Source organism: Gluconacetobacter johannae, assembly GCF_014174305.1.
Classification (GTDB): Bacteria; Pseudomonadota; Alphaproteobacteria; order Acetobacterales; family Acetobacteraceae; genus Gluconacetobacter; species Gluconacetobacter johannae.
This window is the reverse complement of the sequence record NZ_JABEQH010000007.1, coordinates 153,074-174,982: the sequence shown is the minus strand read 5'-3', so window position 1 is coordinate 174,982 and position 21,909 is coordinate 153,074. Positions and strand designations below refer to the sequence as shown.

The window sequence follows — 21,909 nt, the reverse complement described above, 5'->3', positions numbered from 1 at the left end:
TGTGGCTAGAGGAAAAGCAGCCGGTCCGCGGTTCATGACGCCTGCGTCGTCCTGGGCGGGGTCCGATGACGAACCAGGTGGCCGGTGACGATCAGGACCAGGCATGTGCAAATCCATGCCAGGATCTGGATCCCTGTCGGCCGATCCGAATAGCCCACCAGCGCCCGCGCCGCCCGGCCGACCATGCTGCCGTCCGACAGCAGCCACGAGGAATCCCAGATGTCGTAACCCAGGGCAGGCACCAGATCGTCATTGGCCAGCAGGGCCGCGGCCTGACTGGCCATGCCGGCCGCCATGAACGTCACCAGCAGGCCGGTTACGGCAAACAAATGATTCAACGGGATGATGACCAGCCCCCGATACAGGGCCCAGGACAGGCCCGCCCCGGCCAGGACCCCCAGAATGCCGCCCATCAGCATCGGCACCGGGCCCGTGTCGGTGGAAATGGCGATGCCGTAGAGGAACAGCACGACCTCCATCCCTTCACGCAGGACGGCCACGGCGACGACAACCGCCATCGCGAATAGCGACCGGTTGCCACTGGCGACCGCGGCCCCGATGGCTTTCATGTCCTGGGCCATTTCGCGACCATGTCGCGCCATCCAGACGATGTGCCAGCCCAGCATCACGACGGCCAGGCAGAGGATGACGGCGGAAAAGACATCCTGGCCGTTGCCCGACAAAGCCTGGGACAGCGCCCCGGCAAAGAGGGCGACGACACCCGCCCCCAGCACGCCGGCGCCGATCCCGCCTGCCACCCAGCGTCCGCGACAGGCAATGCCCTGTGTCGCGGCCATGACGATTCCCACGATCAGCCCGGCTTCGATGACTTCGCGGAAGACGATCAGAAGACTACCCAACATGTCAGGGGGCCTCCGTCACGGTGACGGTGCCGGTGGCGCTGTCCGGGTGGTAATCGTCGAAGAACTTGTAGGTGCCGGGGTGCAACGGGCCGGCATGGACCGAGATCGTGCCGCCCGACACGACGATTTTTTCGAACTTCAAGTCATAGCTCTCGAATTCGTCTACCGTGTCGTCATGATTCGTCAGTTCGATCACGAACCGCTGACCGGCGGGCACGGTAAAATGGTCGGGGATGAAGTGATGGTTCTTCACTTCCAGTCGAATCGGGTCCTGCGCGTGCGCGGTACCGACATTGGCCATCGTGGCGGACATCAGGATTACAAGTGGAAGTGCAATTCGCATGGGTCGTCCATCGGATTATGTCCATTTAATTAGTGCGAATAATTTGCATTGTCAAATCAGGAGGCGCAGGCCTGTCACTGATCCACAGTCTCAGTTATGTCTGGCAGGAGTACCGAACCGGAGTGCGCTCATGATTTCTCATCCTCTGGCGTTCATGCGCCTGCCGTATGATGTGCTGGTCGCAATGGACAGCAGGATGTATCATTACTGGATGCAGCCGGTGCACTATCTGGTGCGGACCGTCCATATCCTCAGTATGGCCGGTTTTTTCGGAATGGATCTACTGTTCAGCATAACCCTGTGCCACAACAGAGAAAAGCACGTATTGTCGGCTGTCTCACGACTGCTTGTGCAATGGGTTCACAGCCTGTTCGCCGTGGCCATGGTCACCGGCGTGGCGCTGTTTTTCTACGATCCGGTCCATATCGGCAGCCGTGCCTATCTGACGCCGAAGCTGCTCTTTATCGCCTTGGCCATGGGAGTGGCCGCAATCGGTCACCGGCGGGTGTACCTGCCGGCGCTTGCGGGGCAGGGCGGGACCACCACGAAGGCCCGCCTAGTGGCCATTGCGTCGATTACGCTGTGGTCGGCGGTCATCATCGCCTCCTGCCTGAATAGCGAAGGTGTGCCGAAGGTATTTCTTCGTTAGCACCACTCCGGCGCGTCGTGAACCCATTCTCCCGGAAGGCAAGATCTTCGGAAATCGTGGCACGGTTCGGTCCGAAAACTCCGGTATGGGGAGGAATGCGTGGAAAGGAAGGAAATGCGGCTTGTCAGGAAAGAGTCCACCCGGTAGTTGAGAATTATTATTAATGAGACCAATTCGCAATTGCAGTGGTGTGAGATGATTGCCCATTCCCTTTGGCGTGAGTTCCGGTCCGGATTCTTCCTGATCCGGAACGGATCTTCCTGCTCTCCCGCAGCCCTGCGATCATGCTTTCGACATGGTTCGTATATCCTGTGTCTGGGAATTGCCTTGCCGGCCACCGGCTTTGCCCAGTCCCAGCCGCAAACCCAGGTTGCGGAAGATCGTGCGCGTCTGGGTAATTCCACGCCGCTGCTGAACCAGACCGATCCCGCCACGGTGCGCGATTCCGAACGCGCGCGGCACGATGCGCAACAGAAGGCCGATGGCGACAGCGACAGGCTGGATACCAGCGGCAACCTGCTGGGCGACATGTGGGGCGCGCGATCCTGGCTGTATAAACATGGCATTACGCTGGATATTCAGGAATTTGACGAACTGTGGGGCAATGCCACGGGTGGTACGCCGTCCGGGATGGATGGCAATGGCGGTACCGGATCGGGCACCGGTGCGGCCTATGACGGCGTGACCATGCCGACGCTGACGGTCGATCTGGACAAATTGTTCGGGCTGAAAGGCGGCCTCTTCAACATCAGCGCGTTGCAGATCCGCGGGCGTTCGATATCGCAGGATCATCTGGGCAATTTCAACCCGATCAGCGGGTTCGAGGCCGACCGCTCCACCCGCCTGTTCGAATTGTGGTACCAGCAGTCGTTCCTGAACGACAGGCTGGATGTGAAGATCGGCCAGCAGGACCTGGACACCGAATTCCTGATTAGCGGGTACGGCGCAATGTACCTCAATGCCAATTTCGGCTGGCCCATGGCGCCGTCCGTGAACCTGTATGCCGGTGGCCCGTCCTGGCCGCTGGCATCGCCCGCCGTGCGCATCCGCTATCGGCCCGGCGAGCAGTTTACCTTCATGTTCGCCGCCGCCGACGACAACCCGCCGGGCAACCGTTCCAATACCTTCGGCATCCAGAATGGCGGCAACCGCGCGGACCCCACCAACCAGACCACGAATGACGGCAGCGGCACCCGGTTCAACATGGGGACCGGCGCGCTGCTGATGACCGAACTGCAATATGCCATCAATCCGCAGCCGGCGGACATGCCGGAGGCGGCGAAGGATCCCGGCCTGCCCGGTGTCTACAAGCTGGGTGGTTTATATGACACCGCCCAGTTCCCTGATTATCGCTATAACAATCAGGGGGTGGCGCTGGGTGGCCCTGACGATACCACCCACATGCCGCGCTGGGACCGGGGCAACTGGATAGTCTACGGCATCATCGACCAGATGCTGTGGCGGCCGTCCCTGACCTCGGCGCGTTCTGTGGGCCTGTTCGCGCGCGCCACCGGCAATGGCGGCGATCGCAATTTGATCAGTTTTGCCATTGATGCGGGCCTGAGCCTGAAAGCGCCGTTCAACGGACGCGATGACGACACGCTCGGGCTGGGCTGGGGCATTGGCCGCGCCAGTTCCGGCCTGCGTCAGTATGACCGCAACACCGGATCGCTTGTCCAGGGGAACGAGAACCATCTGGAACTGACCTATCAGGCGCAGATCATGCCGTGGCTCGTGATGCAGCCGGACTTCCAGTACGTCTGGCATCCGGGTGGCGGCGTGGGGGACTGGACCGGCGTCCGTCGGATCGGGGACGAGGCCGTGTTCGGGCTGCATAGCAACATCGTGTTCTGATCGTTACGGCGGCCGAACCCGGCAGGCCCCGGCCCGATCGACTCATGATGACATGGTCTTGAGCTGGCGGCGCCGGACGGAGCTTGGGATATTCAGCGAATCCCGATATTTCGCGACGGTCCGGCGTGCGATGTCCACGCCATCCCGGCGCAGGCGGGCGACGATCGCATCGTCGGACAGAATGGCGTCCGGCCGTTCCGCGTTCACCAGTTGACGAATGGTATGTCTGATGGATTCGGAACTATGGGTCTCCCCGTCATGTCCGTTCAGCGCCGTCGTGAAGAAGAATTTCAGCGCGAACGTGCCGCGCGGGGTTGCGATATATTTGTTCGACGTGACGCGGCTGACCGTACTTTCATGCAATTGCACGGCATCGGCGACGTTCCGCAAGGTCAGGGGGCGCAGGCTGCCGACACCGTGGGTGAGGAACGCTTCCTGCCGGCGCATGATCTCGCTGGAAACCTTCAGAATGGTCATGCTGCGTTGCTGCAGCGCGCGGATGAGCCAGTTGGCGTTCGATAATTGTTCGTTCAATGCCGCCTGGTCGTCCTTGCGATTGGCATGCAGGGCGATGCGCGTCTGGAGCGCGCTGTTGAGCACAAGGCGCGGTGTCGTCTCCGGGTTGAGTTCCAGCATCCATTCCCCGGACGCGGCACGGTAGGTCAGGATGTCCGGGATGACCGACGCGACGGTTTCGGATGCGGCTTCCACCCCCGGCTTGGGGTTCAGGGCCCGTAATTCGGCAATCATGTCGGCCAGGTCTTCGGCATTGACGCCGCAGACGGCCTGCAACCGCTTCAGTTCCTGTCGCGCCAGCATATCCAGATTGTCCAGAAGAGCCGCCATCGCCGGGTCGTAGCGGTTCTTTTCCATCAACTGGGCCGCCAGGCATTCCTGCAAGGATAACGCAAACAGACCGGGCGGATCGAAGCGCATCATGCGTTGGCGGACGGCCTCGACCCGGGCGGGTGATATATTCAGCGTGCGTGCGATTTCGGCCGGATCGGTGCCCAGGCGGCCGGCGGGATCCAGCGCCTCGATCAGGTACGCGCCGATCAACCGGTCTTCCGCGTCGGCGGGGGAGAGGCAGAGCTGTTGATAGATCTGGTCGCGCAAGGGGCATTCGGCCAGCGGGATGTTGCCGGTGCCGTCATCTTCGCGGACGGGGGCGGAGCCTGAGGCGCCCGTGGACCGTGGCGCGCTGTCCCCGTAGATGCTCCGTCCTTCATCCATGCCCGTCTCGCCGGGCCCGGTCTGGACGGCGGGAGAGGAGGTGTCCAGGCCGTCCGCCGGCCGGTCGGTCGGCTGCTGTGTGTCGGGCTGGGCGCGTTCGAGCAGCGGATTGAGATCGAGCTGTTCATCGACGTAGGATTGGAGATCGAAATTCGAAAATTGCAGAAGGCGGAGCGACTGGCGCATCTGCGCCGTCATGACCAGTCCCTGCGTCTGGTGGAGTTCCTGTCTGACCTCAGCCATGGCGTCTCTCCTCCCGATGGCCGGATCTGTCTTCCGGCTGCTGGCAGATGCGGGTGATGGTGGTTATCGTGTCGGCATCCGGTTCGAACCGGTTGGTGCGTATGATGGAACCATCAACGAATCTTATGATTTCACTGGAAATTTTTGAAATCTCGTCGCTGTCGTGACTGACATACAGGATCGGTATCGGAAGTCGCTTCAGAAACGAAATGATCGTATTCTTCCGGTCGCGATCCAGTGCCGAGAGCGGTTCGTCCATCAGCAGGAACTCGGGCGCCGCCAGCAGGGCGCGACCGATGGCGACGCGCTGCTGCTCACCGCCCGACAGGCCGGCCGGCCTGCGGTGCAGGAGGTTGGTCAGGCCCAGCACGGACGTGATCTCGTCCAGTGTCGGCATGCCGCCGCCTGCCTGGGCGGGCGCGCCATACAGCAGGTTCTGCCGGACCGAGAGATGCGGCAGCAGACTCGGTTCCTGGAAGACATAACCGACCGAACGACGATGCGGCGGCACAAACACACCGGGTTTCTGCCATATGACGTCGCCAAGCGCGCAAAACCCGTTTTTGAAACGGTGCAGGCCCGCAATGGCCCGCAGGATCGTGGTCTTGCCGCAGCCGGAAGGGCCCATCAGAGCGGTGACGCCCTGGCCGGGGACCGTAAAGGCAAGATCGCAATGGAATGCTTGCAGCCTGCCCTGAAACATGACCTTCAGATCTCGGGGCGGGCTCATGACTGGTACCTCCCGATCCGCCGGCGCAGCAACGACATCAGGAAGATGATCGCGAAGGAAAAGATCACCATCCCTTCGGCGATGATATTGGCTTCGCGCCACTGGCTGTTTTCCACGTAGTCGTAGAGCGCCACGGACAGCACCCGCGTCCGGCCCGGAATGTCACCGCCGATCATCAGGACGATTCCGAATTCGCCGACGGTGTGGGCAAAGCCCAGGATCGCACCGCTGAGGATGCCGGGCCAGGCCAGAGGCACGGCGACCGTCCAGAACGCGCGCCAGGGGGATGCGCGCAGCATGGCGGCGACCTCCAGCGGGCGGGGGCCGATTGCCTCGAACGCATTGTGGATCGGCTGCACCGCAAACGGAAGGGAATAGAGGACAGACCCCAGGACCAGGCCCCAGAACGTAAAGGCCAGTGTCTGCCCCGCCCCGGAAATGCGGGCCAGCCACCCTCCCGGCCCCGATGGCCCAAGTGCCAGAAGCAGATAATAGCCCAGGACACTGGGGGGCAGCACGAGCGGCAGCGAGACTGCGGTGAAGATGGCGTCCTTCCACAACGAGGCGCCCCGTGCCAGCCAGTACGCCAGCGGCAGGCTGAACGCCAGCAGGAAGATCGTGGCCGTGGTGGCGAGCCGCACTGTCAGCCACGCTGCCTGCCAGAGGTCAGGTGGAAGTGACTGCATCGCCATCTAGTCTCCACCGGGAAGGCGATAGCCCCGGCTTTTTATCAGAGACTGGATCGCGGGCGATCTCATGAACGCCATGAAGGACAGCGCGACGGGACTGGTCGCCGCCCCCTTCAGCAGGACGGCGTCCTGGAGGATGGGGGTGTAAAGGCGCGCGGGAACGACCCATCGGGACCCGCCTTCCTCGTGCTGGATCTGGGACAGCGCGACGAAGCCGCTGCCGGCGTTTCCGGATTTGACGAATTGATAGGCCTGGGCCACCGACTGCCCTTCGACGATTTGCGGCCGGAGCGTGTCCAGAACGCCCAGTGCGCGCATCGTTTCGATCGCAGCCTGACCGTAGGGCGCGGTGCGCGGGTTGCAAATCGCGATGATGCCCGGATGATCGGATTTCAGCACCGCGCCGTCGGTCGCCAGGCCGGGGCGGCCGCTCCACAGGACCAGTTGCCCGATCGCATAGGTGAACAGGGATGCCGGCACGCCCAGATTATGCTGGACCAGCATTTCGGGGCGTGTGTGATCGGCGCTCAGGAAGACGTCGTAGGGCGCCCCCTGGGTGATCTGATTATAGATCTGCCCGCTGGCCCCCGAACTCAGGATCACGGTGTTTCCGGTGGCGGTATGGAATTCGTCGGCGATGTCCTTCGCGACGTCGGCGAAATTCGCGGCGACCGCCACGCGTACATCCGCGGCAATGCAGCCCGTGGCTTTTATCGTCACGATCGCAGCGGTTATGACGGCTATGCGGATTATCCGGATCGGCGCCATGGGTCGAGAACTCCCTGCTGTCCGGACGGGCCGGAATCGTGCGGGTTGGCCCGCATTTGGATTTCACGCAAGAAGCATGCCACATCTGCGACGGCAGGTCATCTCGGGATCGTGATGGGGTTTGGTGCGTGATGCCTGGGACTGGATCCCGGTCTGGATCGCAGGCCGGCATGCGGACGATGCCTTCTCAAAACAACGGCTTGGGCGCACCGGATCGCTCCAATCGCGGCCCGTTCGGAACATCCCCAGGTGCAATCATGCCTGCGGTCAGCCAGTTGCGGTCATATGGTTTCTGGTGTGTAACGGTATGGCTGCCGTGGCATGTTTTTTGCGTGAGTGCCGGATTGTCCCGTCGCTCCTGGCGTCGCCGCGATCGGCGAAGGGGCCGTCGTCCGGGCAAGGGCCATCAAGGGAGGCATCCATGACAGTCTCTGCTATCCGTCAACCCGATCTTCCGATTGCAACGCTGCTTCAGGATGACCGGGTGGACCTGCCGGCCGTCCTGACAGACACCGTCGCCGCCCTGAGGACGCGCGGCCTGTGTGTCGGCGGGGTCGTGCAATATTGGGGCGGACCACTTCCCAACGGGCGTCGTGAAATGTTCGTCGCGGACCTGGTGTCGAACGAGCAGATTCGTCTGGACACGCCGGGTGGGGACGACCCGACCGTCTGTTCCCTGGACATCTCGGCGTTCGGCCGGGTTTCGACGGTTCTGCGGGACCATATCGCCCAGGCCCCCGATATCCTGATGATTAACCGATTTGGTCTGCGGGAGGCCGAAGGTCACGGGCTGCGCGCCGAAATTGCCGAGGCGATCATGGAAGGCATTCCGGTCCTGATCGTTGTTCCGGCGCGGTTTTTTTCGGCATGGGAATCATTCCTGGGCGGGGCGGCGCATGTCGTGGCGCCCAGCACCCAGGCCATTCTGCGCTGGAGCGATGCGGTGCGGGGAGCGTCCCCTGTAATATCAATGCCAGTTGACCCACGTCATGGATACGGAACATCTATATCTGCATAAATATAGACGTGGGAAGGCGGGAATCTCCTCGCGTTGATGTGTCAGTAAATATTTCTTCATCGTAAATGAATGTTGAAGTTTCCGACGTGGGGTGTCACATTTCCTTAATGTTAGGTGGTCATGTGTCGGAACGGCCGGACAGAGGCAGGGTTTGAGATCATGCCTACGGAAAATTCTGCGAACGGATCGGGTCTGTCGGAGCATGGATCGAGCTGGGCCCATACGGCTCTGTTCGGACTGCATGAGATCTCCAAGATTCTTTGTGCCCCGATCGAAACGACAGACGCCATCCGGCGTGTGCTGACGGTGCTGGAAGGCTTCGTCGACATGAACAATGGCGTCGTCGTCCTGTTCGATGACGCGCAGCGCGTGGATACGACCATCGGGGCGCCGGCCAACCAGATGGAGGCCGTCGCCTATTTTTCTTCCATGCCGGAACAGGCGATCGGCCATATCGTCACCAGCCGCATGCCGCTGATCGTGCCGGATGTCGCGCTGGACCGCGCGTTCGGGTTTTCCGTCACCCCGGCCTGGGGCGTGGCCCCAGGGAAGATCGGACTGATCGGCGTGCCGATCATTGATCGCGGGCGGGTGACGGGCATACTTATCATCGACCGGTCAGCCATGCGGCCGGATTCCCAGCTCACCGATCTGGACGTCAGGCTTCTGTCGATGGTGGCGGGGCTGATCGGCCATACCGTGCGCCTGCATCGCATGGTGCGGCAGGACCGCGAATATCTTCTGAAAGCCGCCTTGACCAAGGAGCGCAAGCCCGAGGCCATATCGAGCGCGGAGACCGGAATTATCGGCGAAAGCGCGGAAATCCAGTCCGTCATCGACAAGATCCAGCGTGTGGCGAAACGAAACGTCACCGTATTGCTGCGCGGAGAATCCGGAACGGGGAAGGAACTGTTTTCCCGCGCGGTTCATGCGTTTTCCCCGCGCAGCAATGCGCCCTTCGTGACGCTGAATTGCGCGGCGCTGCCTGAAAGCGTGCTCGAATCCGAACTGTTCGGCCATGAAAAAGGGGCGTTCACCGGCGCGTTGAGCATGCGTAAGGGCCGCTTCGAGATGGCCGATGGCGGTACCCTGTTCCTGGACGAGATCGGGGAGATTTCGGCCAGCTTTCAGGCAAAGCTTCTGCGTGTCCTGCAGGAGGGCGAATTCGAGCGGGTCGGGGGGACCCGGACGCTGAAAGTGGATGTGCGTATCGTCGCGGCGACGAACCGTAATCTTGAGGATGCGGTCAGCAAGGGGCTGTTTCGCGCCGATCTGTATTACCGGTTGAGCGTCATACCCATCTTCCTGCCCCCCCTGCGGGACCGTCCTTCCGACATCCCGCTGCTGGCTGAGGAATTCCTGCGGCATTTCAACGAGGAAAATCACACGCGACTGTCGATTTCGTCCGACGGGCTCGACGTGTTGTCGAAATGCTATTTTCCCGGAAATGTCAGGGAGCTGGAAAACTGCATCCGGCGTACCGCCACGCTGGCGAACGGTCCTTCGATCCGGGCGCAGGATTTCTCCTGCAAGAGCGACGGATGTCTGTCTTCGATCTTCAGTGGTTCGTTGCATGACGACCCCCCGATGACGCCGAGCCGGGCGCCGGTTGCCGCGCCACAGGATGAGGTGCCGTTGCATACGATTTCCGGCCCTGCGGATTGTCCCTCGTCGGCCACCTGCGCGCTGGGCGGCGGGGAGCGGCCGTCACAAAAGCAGGAACTGATCGACGCCATGGAAACGGCCGGCTGGGTGCAGGCCAAGGCCGCGCGGATCCTGGGCATGACGCCGCGCCAGGTCGGCTACGCCCTTCGGAAGAATGGAATTTCCATCCGAAAATTTTGATGCCGGCCGGTATCGCGTTCATCCTCATAGGTCCGGATGCCCGCGATCGTGACGGCGGCGTTATGTCGGACATCGGACATTCCTTGTCCGTATTGGACATGCCGGAAACGCCTTCCTCCGTGAAATCCCCATGGCACGCATCTTGCGTCTTTCCAGAGGGAGATCGTTATTCGGGGGGAAATGGTCATGGCTCAGCTTGTTGGTCTTGAGACCCTTATGCCGACCGGGGCGCAGGATATGCGCGCCGCTCTTGACGAGCAGGGATGTTCGTCTTCCAGCTGCGGCAGTTCATCCGGTCCGGACGATATGCCGGCCGAGATCTGGGAAAAGGTCAAGGACCATCCCTGTTACTCGGAGGAAGCTCATCATTATTTTGCCCGCATGCACGTGGCCGTAGCGCCCGCATGCAACATCCAGTGCAATTACTGTAACCGCAAATACGATTGCGCCAATGAAAGCCGACCCGGCGTGGTATCGGAAAAGCTGACGCCGGCGCAGGCGCGGCGCAAGGTCATTTCGGTGGCCAACGAGGTGCCCCAGCTTTCGGTCCTGGGTATCGCGGGGCCGGGCGATGCCTGTTACGACTGGCGCAAGACGCGTGAGACGTTCGAGCTGATTTCCGCCGATATTCCCGACATCAAGCTCTGCCTGTCGACCAACGGCCTGATGCTGCCCGATCACGTCGATGAGATCGAGCGCATGAATATCGACCACGTCACGATCACCATCAACATGGTCGATCCGGAAATCGGCACGAAGATCTATCCGTGGATCTTTTATCAGAACCGTCGCTGGACGGGCCTCGATGCGTCGAAAATCCTGCACGAGCGGCAGATGCTGGGGCTGGAGATGCTGACCGCGCGCGGCATCCTGACCAAGATCAATTCGGTCATGATACCGGGCGTCAATGACGAGCACCTGATGGAGGTGAACCGGGTCGTCAAGAGCAAGGGCGCGTTCCTGCATAACATCATGCCCCTGATTTCGGACCCCGCCCACGGTACCCACTACGGCCTGACCGGGCAGCGGGGGCCGCGCGCGATGGAACTGAAAGCGCTGCAGGACAAGCTGTCGGACGGCACCAAGCTGATGCGCCATTGCCGGCAGTGCCGCGCCGATGCCGTCGGCCTGCTGGGAGAGGATCGCGGCCAGGAATTCACGATGGATCTGGTGGCCGACGAGGTCGAGTACGATCCGACAAAACGTGAGACCTACCGCGAGGTCGTCGCCGAGGAACGTGGGCAGCATATCGCGGCGCGGCAGAAGGGCGATGTGGCGCTGGCCTCGGTCGAAGCGGATCAGGCCATGCTGGTGGCCGTGGCAACCAAGGGCGGTGGCCGGATCAACCAGCATTTCGGGCATGCGAAGGAATTCCAGGTCTATGAGGTGTCGCCCGCCGGCGTGACGTTCGTAGGCCATCGGAAAACCGATCAGTATTGCGAAGGCGGATGGGGCGAGGACGCAACGCTGGATGGCGTGATCGAGGCCCTGGAGGGCGTGCGCGTCGTCCTGTGCGCCAAGATCGGCGACTGCCCGCGCGAAAGCCTGTCCGCGGCCGGGATCGAGGCGACCGATGCCTTCGCGCACGACTGGATCGAGGCCGGGATTTCCAGCTGGTATGCCCAGGAGCATGCCAGCCAGGCCCGTCAGATCGCCTGACCCATATTACATTTTCAACAAGGAGAACCAACATGGCTTACAAGATCATCACCTCGCAGTGCACCGTTTGCGGCGCGTGTGAATTCGAATGCCCGAATGCGGCGATTACGCTCAAGAACGACCTGTATGTGATTAACCCCAAGAAATGCACCGAATGCGAAGGGCATTTCGACGTGGCGCAGTGCGCCGCCGTCTGCCCGGTGCCCAATACCTGCGTGCCTGCCTGATCCCAGGCGCCGCCGTCATGGACGAGCATTCCGCGGACGGGCAGGACATGCAGGGTGATGGCATGACCGAGTCTGTGGACTGGCTCGGCCATCCGGTGCTGTGTCACGAGTGCCGGCATGAGCCGATGCATCGTGAAGGGCGATGCCGCCGTGGGTTGAGTTGCGTACGCGATCGTCGTGCAAGGCGCGTCGATCGCTTCTTTCGTGAAAACGGCGGCATGGCGGATGGTTATCTCGATCATCCGTATTTCGAGGTACGCGCGATTGCCGCGCGGTTCTGCTCGCTGTTCCGGCTTCCGCCTCTGCTGCGGGATCCGGAGCCGGAAGTTCGCGCGGCCGCCGCGGCGCGCCTGCCCGTCATCCGCCTCGAAGCGCTGGTCCATGATCCGGACCGGCGTGTGCGCGTGGTGGTCGCAAGCAAAATGACCGGGCGGGCCTTGCTGCGGTTTCTCGACGACCCGGACTGGTTCGTCCGTCTGGTCACGGTGCGGCGCCTGCCCGCCGACCTGCTGCCGGCCGCCCTTCACGATGTCGAGCCCGATATCCGCCGCTGGGTCGCGCGGCGGCTTCCGCCGGCGCAGTTGTGGCGGATCAAGACCGACCCGGAACCGACCGTGCGGCGCTGCGCCGCCGAACGGGCGACCGCCGGCTGCCTGGAGGCGCTGGCGCATGATCCGGACATTCGTGTCCGATATGCGGCAATTGAACGCCTGCCACGTCGGGCTCTCGACGCATTCGTCGACGATGACGAGACGATCATTCGTGAACTGGTGCTGCGGAGGTTGTCCGACGCATCCGAAAGGGAGGACGATCATGGGACTGGGACGTGAGGAGGAGATCGAGACCCGCGGGAAGCCGATCTTCATGCCGGGGACCAAGGTCCGCGCAAACCGGTACGTCAAGAATGACGGCACCTTCGCGGGCCGCGAGATCGGGGAGATGCTCGTGCACAAGGGGGACGTCGGCTACGTGCGTGATGTCGGCGTCTTTCTGCAGCGATACTACATTTACGCCGTGGAATTCATCGACCGGGGTACGGTCGTTGGCATGCGCGGCCGGGAACTGAACCAGGAGCCGGAGCAGGCACGATGAAGATCATGATTCGCCGTGAGGCGCGGGGGCTGTCCGTCTACGTCCCCAAAAAGGACCTGGAGGAGTTCGTGGTCGAACAGGAACACGACGAACTGTGGGGTGGATGGGTCCGGTTGAAGAACGGCTGGGTGCTGGAGCTGCCGCCCATGGCGGCCGATACGCGCCTGCCGGTCACCGTCAACGCGCGCAAGCGCGGTGAGGAGGTCGAAGCATGAGTATGGCGAACGATCTGCTGGACGGGATGCGCGCGGGCCATCTCGTCCCCTATCTGGGCCCGGGCGCCACGGCGCTGGCGGCGGGCGAGGGTGTGCCGGTCACCCCCGAGGGGCTGGCGACATTCATGGGGCAGCACGTTGCCCTGCCACGGCGCGCGCGGGGCAACCCATGGGCGGCCGGCCAGTATATCGAAAGCAGCCGGCACCGCGCGACGCTGATTGCCTTGATGGACAAGGCCTACGAAAATCCGGTCCCGCCGGGATCGCTGCATCTGACGCTGGCCGGGCTGCGCCCCACGATGATCGTGGATACGTGGTACGATGGCGCGATGCGCGCCGCCCTGCAGGCGACGCCCGGGAAAAGCTGGGGCGAGATCCAGGGCATCACCCGCGCCGGCATCGGCGAGGCCCGGTGGTTCCGCGCCTATCGTCCCGACGGGACCGAGGCGGGAATGGACGAGGCCGAAGAATGGCACACGATCCTGTACAAGCCCCATGGCGCGGTCACGCCGGATCATAATTATCTGGTCGCGGATTCCGACTATGTCGAGGTTCTGACGGAAATCGACATCCAGACACCCATTCCCGACATCGTCCGTCGCCGTCGGACGAACTGCGGGTTCGTGTTCCTGGGGTGCCGGTTCAACGACCAGATGCTGCGGATCTACGCGCGCCAGATCCTCAAGCGCTCGACCGGTCCGAATTACGCGATCGTCGATCCCGGGGAGCTGACGCGCAATGAGCAGCGTCTGTTCGACGACCTTGGCGTGACATTGGTGCCAATGCCCCTGGCCCAGGTGCAGGCGCTGCTCGCCGCCGGCTGATCGGCCTGCCGCCGTGTTGTTTTCCGGCTGAACCCGCATCGAAAGATGCGGGTTTTTTTTGCCCTACATATCCTGTCGCCTTTGTCGCGCTTCCAACAAAATCCTCCCGATCCTGACCTGTGATGGGCCGCATTCCCGAAATGTGCGGGTCCATCCGTTTGGCACGGCCCTTGCGACAAGGAAGACGCAGGACCGTCGGTCTGCATCATGCGTTTCACTGGGACAGGGACGTTACCATGAGCAAGCTTCGCCAAATCGCTTTCTACGGAAAGGGGGGGATCGGAAAGTCGACGACCTCCCAGAACACACTCGCAGCCCTGGTCGAGATGGATCAGAAGATTCTGATCGTCGGATGCGACCCGAAGGCCGACTCCACGCGCCTGATCCTGAACTCCAAGGCGCAGGACACGGTGCTCAGCCTGGCCGCCGAGGCGGGTTCGGTCGAGGATCTGGAACTCGATGACGTCCTGAAGCTCGGCTACAAGGGCATCAAGTGCGTCGAGTCCGGCGGGCCGGAGCCCGGCGTGGGCTGCGCGGGACGCGGCGTCATCACCTCGATCAACTTCCTCGAGGAAAACGGCGCGTATGACGATGTCGACTACGTCTCGTACGACGTGCTGGGCGACGTTGTTTGCGGCGGCTTCGCGATGCCGATCCGCGAGAACAAGGCGCAGGAAATCTACATCGTGATGTCGGGCGAGATGATGGCGCTGTATGCCGCCAACAACATCGCGAAGGGCATTCTGAAGTACGCGCATTCCGGCGGCGTCCGTCTGGGCGGACTGATCTGCAACGAGCGTCAGACCGACCGCGAATACGACCTGGCCGACGCCCTGGCCAAGCGCCTGAATTCCAAGCTGATCCACTTCGTGCCGCGCGACAATATCGTGCAGCATGCCGAGCTGCGCAAGCAGACGGTCCTGGAGTACGCGCCGGACTCGCAGCAGGCGGAAGAATACCGCACGCTGGCCCGGAAGATCCATGAAAACTCCGGCAAGGGCACGATCCCGACGCCGATCACCATGGAAGAACTGGAAGAGATGCTGCTGGAATTCGGCATCATGAAGACCGACGAGCAGGCGCTCGCAGAACTGGCCGCGAAAGAAGCGGCGAAGCAGGCTGCAGCCGTAGCCTGAACGGCTTAATGCCCGCAGGACGATCCTGCGGGCACCACCCACGCTTCCGATGATGAGGACAAGGAAGATGAGCCTGGACGAAGAAGACAACAACGACCGCGAGCTTCACGCACGCCTCATCGCGGAAGTTCTGGAGGCCTATCCGGACAAGGCGAAGAAGCGTCGGCAGAAGCATCTGGCCGTCGCCAAGGCCCCGGATGCCGAGGAAAAGGCCGAAGGCGGGCTGAGCGAGTGCGACGTCAAGTCGAACGTGAAGTCGGTCCCCGGCGTGATGACGATCCGCGGCTGCGCCTATGCGGGGTCGAAGGGCGTCGTTTGGGGCCCGGTCAAGGACATGGTGCATATCAGCCATGGTCCGGTCGGATGTGGCCAGTATTCGTGGTCGCAGCGCCGCAATTACTATATCGGCAACACGGGTGTCGATAGTTTCGTCACGATGCAGTTCACCTCCGATTTCCAGGAGCGTGACATCGTGTTCGGCGGCGACAAGAAGCTCGAGAAGATCGTCGACGAGATCAATGAGCTGTTTCCGCTGGCCAAGGGAATTTCGATCCAGTCGGAATGCCCGATCGGCCTGATCGGCGACGACATCGAAGCGGTCGCGAAGAAGAAGAAGCAGGAAAGCGGCAAGACCATCGTGCCCGTGCGCTGCGAAGGCTTCCGCGGCGTGTCGCAGTCGCTGGGCCATCATATCGCCAACGACGCCATTCGGGACTGGGTGTTCGACAAGAACGACAACCACGCCGATTTCGAGACGACGCCCTATGACGTGAATGTCATCGGCGACTACAACATCGGTGGCGACGCCTGGTCCTCGCGCATTCTGCTGGAGGAAATGGGTCTGCGGGTGGTCGGCAACTGGTCGGGTGACGCGACCCTGGCCGAGATCGAGCGCGCCCCGAAGGCGAAGCTGAACCTGATCCATTGCTATCGGTCGATGAACTATATCTGCCGGCACATGGAAGAGAAGTACAACGTCCCCTGGATCGAGTACAACTTCTTCGGTCCGTCGCAGATCGCGGCGTCGCTGCGGGCGATCGCGGAACGGTTCGACGACCGGATCAAGGAAGGCGCGGAACGCGTTATCGCGAAGTACCAGCCTCTGGTCGACGCCGTGATCGAGAAGTTCCGTCCCCGGCTGGCGGGCAAGAAGGTCATGCTGTACGTCGGCGGCCTGCGTCCCCGCCACGTCGTGAACGCCTATCATGACCTGGGCATGGAAATTACCGGCACGGGCTACGAATTCGGCCACAACGACGATTATCAGCGCACCGGACATTACGTGAAGGAAGGCACGCTGATCTACGACGACGTGACGGGATACGAGCTGGAACGCTTCATCGAAGGGATGCGTCCGGATCTGGTCGGCTCGGGGATCAAGGAAAAATATCCGGTCCAGAAGATGGGCATTCCCTTCCGCCAGATGCATTCGTGGGACTATTCCGGCCCGTATCATGGCTACGATGGCTTTGCCATCTTCGCGCGGGACATGGACCTCGCGATCAATAACCCGGTCTGGGGCATGTTCAAGGCCCCGTGGAAAAGCGCGGCCTAGCGCCGCATGGACGTGCATGCCGTATGGCGCATGCACGTCCGCCCAGGAAAGGGGGACCAGACAATGCCACAGAATGTGGACAAGATTCTCGATCACGCACCGCTGTTCCGCGAGCCGGAATACAAGCAGATGCTGGCCGAGAAGGCCAAGCTTGAGAACATGCCGTCGGCCGAGACGGTGACGCAGATCGCCGACTGGACCAAGAGCTGGGAGTATCGCGAGAAGAATTTCGCCCGCGAATCCCTGTCGGTCAATCCGGCCAAGGCATGCCAGCCGCTGGGCGCCGTGTTCGTATCGGCCGGCTTCGAGCGGACCATGAGCTTCGTTCATGGCTCGCAGGGCTGCGTCGCGTACTATCGTTCGCACCTGTCACGTCATTTCAAGGAGCCGTCCTCGGCGGTGTCCTCGTCCATGACGGAAGACGCGGCGGTGTTCGGCGGCCTGAACAACATGGTCGACGGGCTGGCGAACACGTACAAGCTGTACGATCCCAAGATGATCGCGGTTTCGACCACCTGCATGGCGGAAGTCATCGGTGACGATCTGCATTCGTTCATCAACACGGCGAAGCTCAAGGGATCGGTGCCCGAAACCTTCGACGTGCCGTTCGCCCATACGCCGGCGTTCGTCGGAAGCCACGTGACCGGCTACGACAATATGCTCAAGGGTATCCTGGAGCATTTCTGGAAGGGGCAGACCCGCACCCCGGACACGTCGATCAACATCATTCCCGGCTTTGACGGCTTTGCGGTGGGCAACAACCGCGAACTGAAGCGCGTGCTGGGCCTGATGGGCGTGAAATACACGATCCTGTCCGACGTGTCCGATCAGTTCGACACGCCTTCGGATGGCGAGTTCCGCATGTTCGATGGCGGCACGTCGCTGGAAGCCGCCCGCGAGGCCGTCAATGCCCGCGCCACGCTGTCGCTGCAGGAATACTGCACGCCCAAGACGCTGGAATACGCTGAATCCTTCGGTCAGGAAACGGCGTCGTTCCATTATCCGCTTGGCGTGCAGGCGACGGACGAGCTTCTGCAGAAGATCTCCGAGCTGACCGGCAAGCCGGTTCCCCAGGAACTGGAACTGGAACGCGGCCGGCTGATCGACGCGATGGCGGACAGCCAGTCGTGGCTGCATGGCAAGACCTACGCGATCTACGGCGATCCCGATTTCGTCTATGGCATGGCGCGTTTCATTCTGGAAACCGGCGGCGAGCCGAAGCACTGCCTGGCGACCAACGGCACCAAGGCGTGGGAAGAGCAGATGCAGGAGCTGTTCGCTTCCTCGCCCTTCGGCGCGGGCTGCAAGGCGTGGGGCGGCCGGGACCTGTGGCATATGCGTTCGCTGCTGGCCACCGAGTCGGTCGATCTGCTGATCGGCAACTCGTACGGAAAATATCTGGAACGTGACACGGATACGCCGCTGATTCGTCTGATGTTCCCGATCTTTGACCGCCATCATCATCATCGCTTCCCGGTCTGGGGCTACCAGGGCGGACTGCGTGTGCTGGTGACGCTGCTCGACAAGATCTTCGACAAGCTCGATGCCGATACGATCGACCCGGGCGTGACTGACTATTCCTTTGATCTGACACGATAGCAACAGAGCCTCCGGGCGGGTCGCTCCCGCCCGGAGGCATCGCACTGGCGTCTGTCCGGGGGCAGCATGAGCGAATCTCTGAAGGCAAAGGTCACCGAACTGTTCAACGAACCCGGATGCGACAAGAATGTCGCCAAGGGGGAGAAGGAACGCAAGAAGGGATGTTCCAAGCCGCTGACGCCAGGCGCGGCGGCTGGGGGGTGCGCGTTCGACGGGGCCAAGATCGCGCTGCAACCCATCGTCGATGTCGTGCATCTGGTGCATGGCCCGCTGGCATGCGAGGGCAACGGCTGGGACAATCGCCATGCCGCCAGCTCGGGCCCGACGCTGTATCGCCTGGGCGTCACCACCGACATCACGGAAATGGACATCGTGATGGGAAGTGGGGAAAAGCGCCTCTACAAGGCCATTCGCGAGGTGATCGCGCGCTATGCGCCGCCGGCGGTGTTCGTCTATTCCACCTGTGTTCCCGCGCTGATCGGCGATGATGTCGAGGCCGTCTGCCGCCATGCGACGGACAAGCTGGGGACGCCCTGCATTCCGGTGAATGCCCCAGGGTTCGTGGGCTCCAAGAATCTGGGAAACAAGCTGGCCGGGGAGGCGCTGCTCGATCATGTGATCGGCACGATGGAGCCCGAGGTCAGCACACCGACCGATATCAATATTCTGGGTGAATACAACCTGTCAGGAGAATTGTGGCAGATCCGGCCGTTGCTGGACCGGCTGGGCATTCGCCTGCATGCCTGCATCACCGGCGACGCCCGGTATCGCGAGGTCGCGTCGGCGCATCGGGCGCGCGTGAACATGATGGTCTGTTCGACGGCGCTCATCAACGTGGCGCGCAAGATGGAGGACCGCTGGGGGATCCCGTACTTCGAGGGGTCTTTCTACGGCATTGACGATACGTCCACGGCGTTGCGCGCCATAGCGCAGCTTCTGGTGAAGCAGGGCGCCCCGGCGGACCTGCTGGACCGCACCGAGGAGCTGATCGCGTCCGAGGAGGCCCGCGCCTGGCAGCGCCTGGCGCCGTATCGCGACCGCCTGGCAGGCAAGCGGGTGCTGCTGTACACGGGCGGCGTCAAATCGTGGTCCATCGTCTCGGCCCTTCAGGAAATGGGCATGGTCGTTGTCGGCACGTCGGTCCGGAAATCGACCGACAACGACAAGAAGAAAATCTCGGATCTGATGGGGGGCGACGCGCATATGGTCGACAATATTCCCCCGCGCGAGATGTATGCCCAGTTGCGACGCGGCGATGCGGACATCCTGCTGTCGGGCGGCCGGACGCAGTTCGTCGCGCTGAAGGCCAAGGTGCCGTGGCTGGATATCAACCAGGAACGTCACCATGCCTTCGCCGGATATGACGGGATGGTGACCCTGGTGCGGGAACTGGACAGGTCGCTGTCCAACCCGATGTGGCAGGAGGTGCGTAATCCCGCCCCGTGGGAGGTCGGCGATATCGACGCCTTCCTTGACGACGCACCGCTTCTCGTCCCGATTTCCTGAGAGGACGTCATGGCCACGATTATCCAGCGCCGCCGTGCGGTGTCGATCAATCCGCTGAAATCCTCAGCGCCGCTGGGGGCGGCCCTTGCGTACCTGGGCATTGACGGGTCGATCCCGCTGCTCCACGGGTCGCAGGGGTGCACGTCTTTCGCGCTGGTCCTGCTGGTGCGGCATTTCAAGGAAACCATTCCGTTGCAGACGACCGCCATGGAGGAGGTCGCGACGATCCTCGGCGGATCGGGCAATATGGAGGAAGCGCTGCTGAACCTGACGCGCCGCGTCAAGCCGCGCTTCATCGGAATCGCCTCGACGGCGCTGGTCGAAACGCGGGGCGAGGATTATGCGGGCGACCTGAAGCTGATTATGGATCGTCAGCCCGAGCTCGCCCATACGCGGGTCGTGTTCGCCTCGACGCCCGATTATGCGGGCGCGCTGGAGGATGGATGGGCCAGGGCCGTCAGCGCCGTCATCTCGTCCATCGTTCTGCCGTGGTCGCCCGCCGTCACGCCGTTCCGTCAGGTCAATATCCTGCCCGGTGTGCATCAGACGCCGGCGGATATCGAGGCGCTGAAGGACATGGTCGAGAGTTTCGGCCTGTATCCCGTCGTCCTGCCCGACCTGTCCGGATCGCTGGATGGCCATGTCGCCGATGCCTGGATTCCGACGACGATGGGCGGGGCACGGCTGGAAGAAATCGAACAGATGGCGCGCGCGACGCATACCATCGCCATCGGCGAGCACATGCGTGCGCCGGCCGAGCTGCTGGGCAGCCTGACCGGCGTACCGCTGACCGTGTTTCCGACGTTGACCGGTCTTGCCCCGTGCGATCGGCTTGTCGCGTTGCTGTCGCGTCTGTCGGGCAATGCCGTTCCCGGTCGGTATCGCAGGGAACGCAGCCAGTTGGTCGATGCGATGCTGGACGGACATTTTCATTTTGGCGGCCGCAAGATCGCCATAGGCGCCGACCCCGACCTGTTGTGCGCGCTGTCGCATTTCTTTGCCGGAATGGGGGCGGAGATCGTGGCGGCGGTCGCTTCGACGGGAAATTCGCCCTCTCTGGACGCCATTCCCGCCGAGACGGTCATCATCGGAGACCTGACGGACCTCGAAGATGCGGCGCGCGAGCATGGTGCGGAAGTGCTGGTCACGCACAGTCATGGGCGGCAGGGGGCGCACCGTCTGGACATCCCGCTGATGCGCGTGGGGTTTCCAATTTTCGACCGGCTGGGTACCGCCCATATGCTGTCGGTCGGTTATCGCGGCACGCGGGATCTGATTTTCCGTGTGGCCAATCTGTTCATGGGGCAGATGCACGATCATGTGCCGGCGGATTTCGCCGACGTGCTGCCTGCCCCGATTGTGGAAGAGAGCAGCCATGTCAGTCCGCCTGCAACTCATTGAAACGGAAAACGAGGGGGACAAGGCGGATGCGCCCAGCCTGAAGCTGCGTATTGCCGTGGCGACGCAGGACATGAAGTCGATGAACGCGCATTTCGGCTCGGCCCGGCGGTTTGCGATCTGGGACGTCACCCCGACGGATGCCCAGTTCGTCGAAGCCGTGGGTTTTGACGATGTGTCGGATGAATCGGGCGCGCATCAGACCGATGTCGACGACAGGATCGGCCCGAAGGTGGACGCCCTGGCAGGGTGCAACCTGCTGTTCGTTCTTGCGATCGGTGGACCCGCGGCGGCAAAGGTCGTGCGCGCGCAGATCCATCCGGTCAAGCTTTCCGCACCCGAGACCATCGCCTCGGTCGTGGCGCGGGTGCAGGCGATGATGGTCGGCAATCCGCCGCCGTGGCTGCGTAAGGTCATGGGGGTCCGGACCCGTTCGATGGATTTTCTGGATGAGGAGGATTGA

The 21,909-nt window shown here is 62.4% G+C and carries 22 protein-coding genes; 16 read left to right on the top strand and 6 right to left on the bottom strand.

The features are described 5' to 3' along the window. Positions 1-32 precede the first annotated feature (32 nt). Complete coding sequence (locus HLH21_RS06910; protein ID WP_182942655.1) at positions 33-863, bottom strand: FTR1 family iron permease; 831 nt, start codon at positions 861-863, stop codon at positions 33-35. A gap of 1 nt (position 864) precedes the next feature. Next, a complete protein-coding gene (locus HLH21_RS06905; RefSeq protein WP_182942653.1) occupies positions 865-1,206 on the bottom strand; it encodes a cupredoxin domain-containing protein in 342 nt (113 codons plus the stop codon). A gap of 130 nt (positions 1,207-1,336) precedes the next feature. On the opposite strand from HLH21_RS06905, the gene HLH21_RS06900 reads away from it, so the two are divergent. Next, positions 1,337-1,855, top strand: a complete 519-nt coding sequence (locus HLH21_RS06900) for a hypothetical protein (protein WP_182942651.1) — start codon at positions 1,337-1,339, stop codon at positions 1,853-1,855. 321 nt (positions 1,856-2,176) lie between these two features. Next, positions 2,177-3,709, top strand: a complete 1,533-nt coding sequence (locus HLH21_RS06895; protein ID WP_373319637.1) for a carbohydrate porin — start codon at positions 2,177-2,179, stop codon at positions 3,707-3,709. Positions 3,710-3,751: 42 nt separating this feature from the next. Here the strand turns inward: HLH21_RS06895 and rpoN are convergent, their stop codons facing one another. Genes rpoN through modA form a run of 4 tightly spaced genes read right to left on the bottom strand, consistent with a single transcriptional unit; the run spans position 3,752 to position 7,282 of the window. Then, positions 3,752-5,185, bottom strand: a complete 1,434-nt coding sequence (gene rpoN, locus HLH21_RS06890) for an RNA polymerase factor sigma-54 (RefSeq protein WP_182942648.1) — start codon at positions 5,183-5,185, stop codon at positions 3,752-3,754. Next, positions 5,178-6,017: an ATP-binding cassette domain-containing protein gene (locus HLH21_RS06885; protein WP_182942646.1), complete on the bottom strand. Its 840-nt coding sequence runs from the start codon at positions 6,015-6,017 to the stop codon at positions 5,178-5,180. The genes rpoN and HLH21_RS06885 overlap by 8 nt, the downstream gene beginning before the upstream one ends. After that, on the bottom strand, positions 5,912-6,601 hold the full coding sequence (modB, locus tag HLH21_RS06880; RefSeq protein WP_182942644.1) for a molybdate ABC transporter permease subunit: 690 nt from the start codon (positions 6,599-6,601) through the stop codon (positions 5,912-5,914). The genes HLH21_RS06885 and modB overlap by 106 nt, the downstream gene beginning before the upstream one ends. 6 nt (positions 6,602-6,607) lie before the next feature. Continuing rightward, the gene (gene modA / locus HLH21_RS06875) at positions 6,608-7,282 is read right to left on the bottom strand and encodes a molybdate ABC transporter substrate-binding protein (RefSeq protein ID WP_220789707.1); all 675 of its coding nucleotides are present in this window, start codon (positions 7,280-7,282) and stop codon (positions 6,608-6,610) included. 511 nt (positions 7,283-7,793) lie between these two features. On the opposite strand from modA, the gene HLH21_RS06870 reads away from it, so the two are divergent. From HLH21_RS06870 to nifX, 14 genes are all read left to right on the top strand, one after another. Continuing rightward, complete coding sequence (locus HLH21_RS06870; RefSeq protein WP_182942640.1) at positions 7,794-8,390, top strand: DUF2478 domain-containing protein; 597 nt, start codon at positions 7,794-7,796, stop codon at positions 8,388-8,390. Between the two features lie 159 nt (positions 8,391-8,549). Next, positions 8,550-10,235: a nif-specific transcriptional activator NifA gene (gene nifA / locus HLH21_RS06865; protein ID WP_182942638.1), complete on the top strand. Its 1,686-nt coding sequence runs from the start codon at positions 8,550-8,552 to the stop codon at positions 10,233-10,235. Positions 10,236-10,421: 186 nt separating this feature from the next. After that, positions 10,422-11,894 (top strand): nitrogenase cofactor biosynthesis protein NifB, encoded by a 1,473-nt coding sequence (gene nifB / locus HLH21_RS06860; protein ID WP_182942636.1) that lies wholly within the window; start codon positions 10,422-10,424, stop codon positions 11,892-11,894. Between the two features lie 32 nt (positions 11,895-11,926). Beyond that, positions 11,927-12,121 carry a 4Fe-4S dicluster domain-containing protein gene (locus tag HLH21_RS06855; RefSeq protein WP_182942634.1) on the top strand — a complete coding sequence of 65 codons (195 nt, stop codon included), beginning with the start codon at positions 11,927-11,929 and terminating at the stop codon, positions 12,119-12,121. A 17-nt stretch (positions 12,122-12,138) separates the two neighbouring features. Beyond that, the gene (locus HLH21_RS06850) at positions 12,139-12,951 is read left to right on the top strand and encodes a 4Fe4S-binding leucine-rich repeat protein (RefSeq protein WP_246379350.1); all 813 of its coding nucleotides are present in this window, start codon (positions 12,139-12,141) and stop codon (positions 12,949-12,951) included. Beyond that, positions 12,935-13,213: a nitrogen fixation protein NifZ gene (locus HLH21_RS06845; RefSeq protein WP_182942632.1), complete on the top strand. Its 279-nt coding sequence runs from the start codon at positions 12,935-12,937 to the stop codon at positions 13,211-13,213. The genes HLH21_RS06850 and HLH21_RS06845 overlap by 17 nt, the downstream gene beginning before the upstream one ends. After that, a complete protein-coding gene (nifT, locus tag HLH21_RS06840; protein WP_182942630.1) occupies positions 13,210-13,428 on the top strand; it encodes a putative nitrogen fixation protein NifT in 219 nt (72 codons plus the stop codon). Before HLH21_RS06845 ends, nifT begins: the two co-directional genes overlap by 4 nt. Continuing rightward, on the top strand, positions 13,425-14,252 hold the full coding sequence (locus tag HLH21_RS06835) for an SIR2 family NAD-dependent protein deacylase (RefSeq protein WP_182942627.1): 828 nt from the start codon (positions 13,425-13,427) through the stop codon (positions 14,250-14,252). The genes nifT and HLH21_RS06835 overlap by 4 nt, the downstream gene beginning before the upstream one ends. Before the next feature lie 236 nt (positions 14,253-14,488). Then, the gene (gene nifH, locus HLH21_RS06830) at positions 14,489-15,388 is read left to right on the top strand and encodes a nitrogenase iron protein (protein ID WP_182942625.1); all 900 of its coding nucleotides are present in this window, start codon (positions 14,489-14,491) and stop codon (positions 15,386-15,388) included. A gap of 67 nt (positions 15,389-15,455) precedes the next feature. Further along, a complete protein-coding gene (gene nifD / locus HLH21_RS06825) occupies positions 15,456-16,943 on the top strand; it encodes a nitrogenase molybdenum-iron protein alpha chain (protein ID WP_182942623.1) in 1,488 nt (495 codons plus the stop codon). A 63-nt stretch (positions 16,944-17,006) separates the two neighbouring features. Next, entirely contained in the window at positions 17,007-18,542 is a 1,536-nt protein-coding gene (nifK, locus tag HLH21_RS06820) for a nitrogenase molybdenum-iron protein subunit beta (RefSeq protein ID WP_182942621.1), read from the top strand. Positions 18,543-18,608: 66 nt separating this feature from the next. Next, on the top strand, positions 18,609-20,048 hold the full coding sequence (nifE, locus tag HLH21_RS06815; protein WP_182942619.1) for a nitrogenase iron-molybdenum cofactor biosynthesis protein NifE: 1,440 nt from the start codon (positions 18,609-18,611) through the stop codon (positions 20,046-20,048). A 9-nt stretch (positions 20,049-20,057) separates the two neighbouring features. Further along, a complete protein-coding gene (gene nifN / locus HLH21_RS06810) occupies positions 20,058-21,449 on the top strand; it encodes a nitrogenase iron-molybdenum cofactor biosynthesis protein NifN (protein ID WP_182942617.1) in 1,392 nt (463 codons plus the stop codon). Beyond that, positions 21,424-21,909, top strand: coding sequence for a nitrogen fixation protein NifX (gene nifX / locus HLH21_RS06805; RefSeq protein WP_182942615.1), 486 nt, complete (start codon positions 21,424-21,426; stop codon positions 21,907-21,909). Before nifN ends, nifX begins: the two co-directional genes overlap by 26 nt.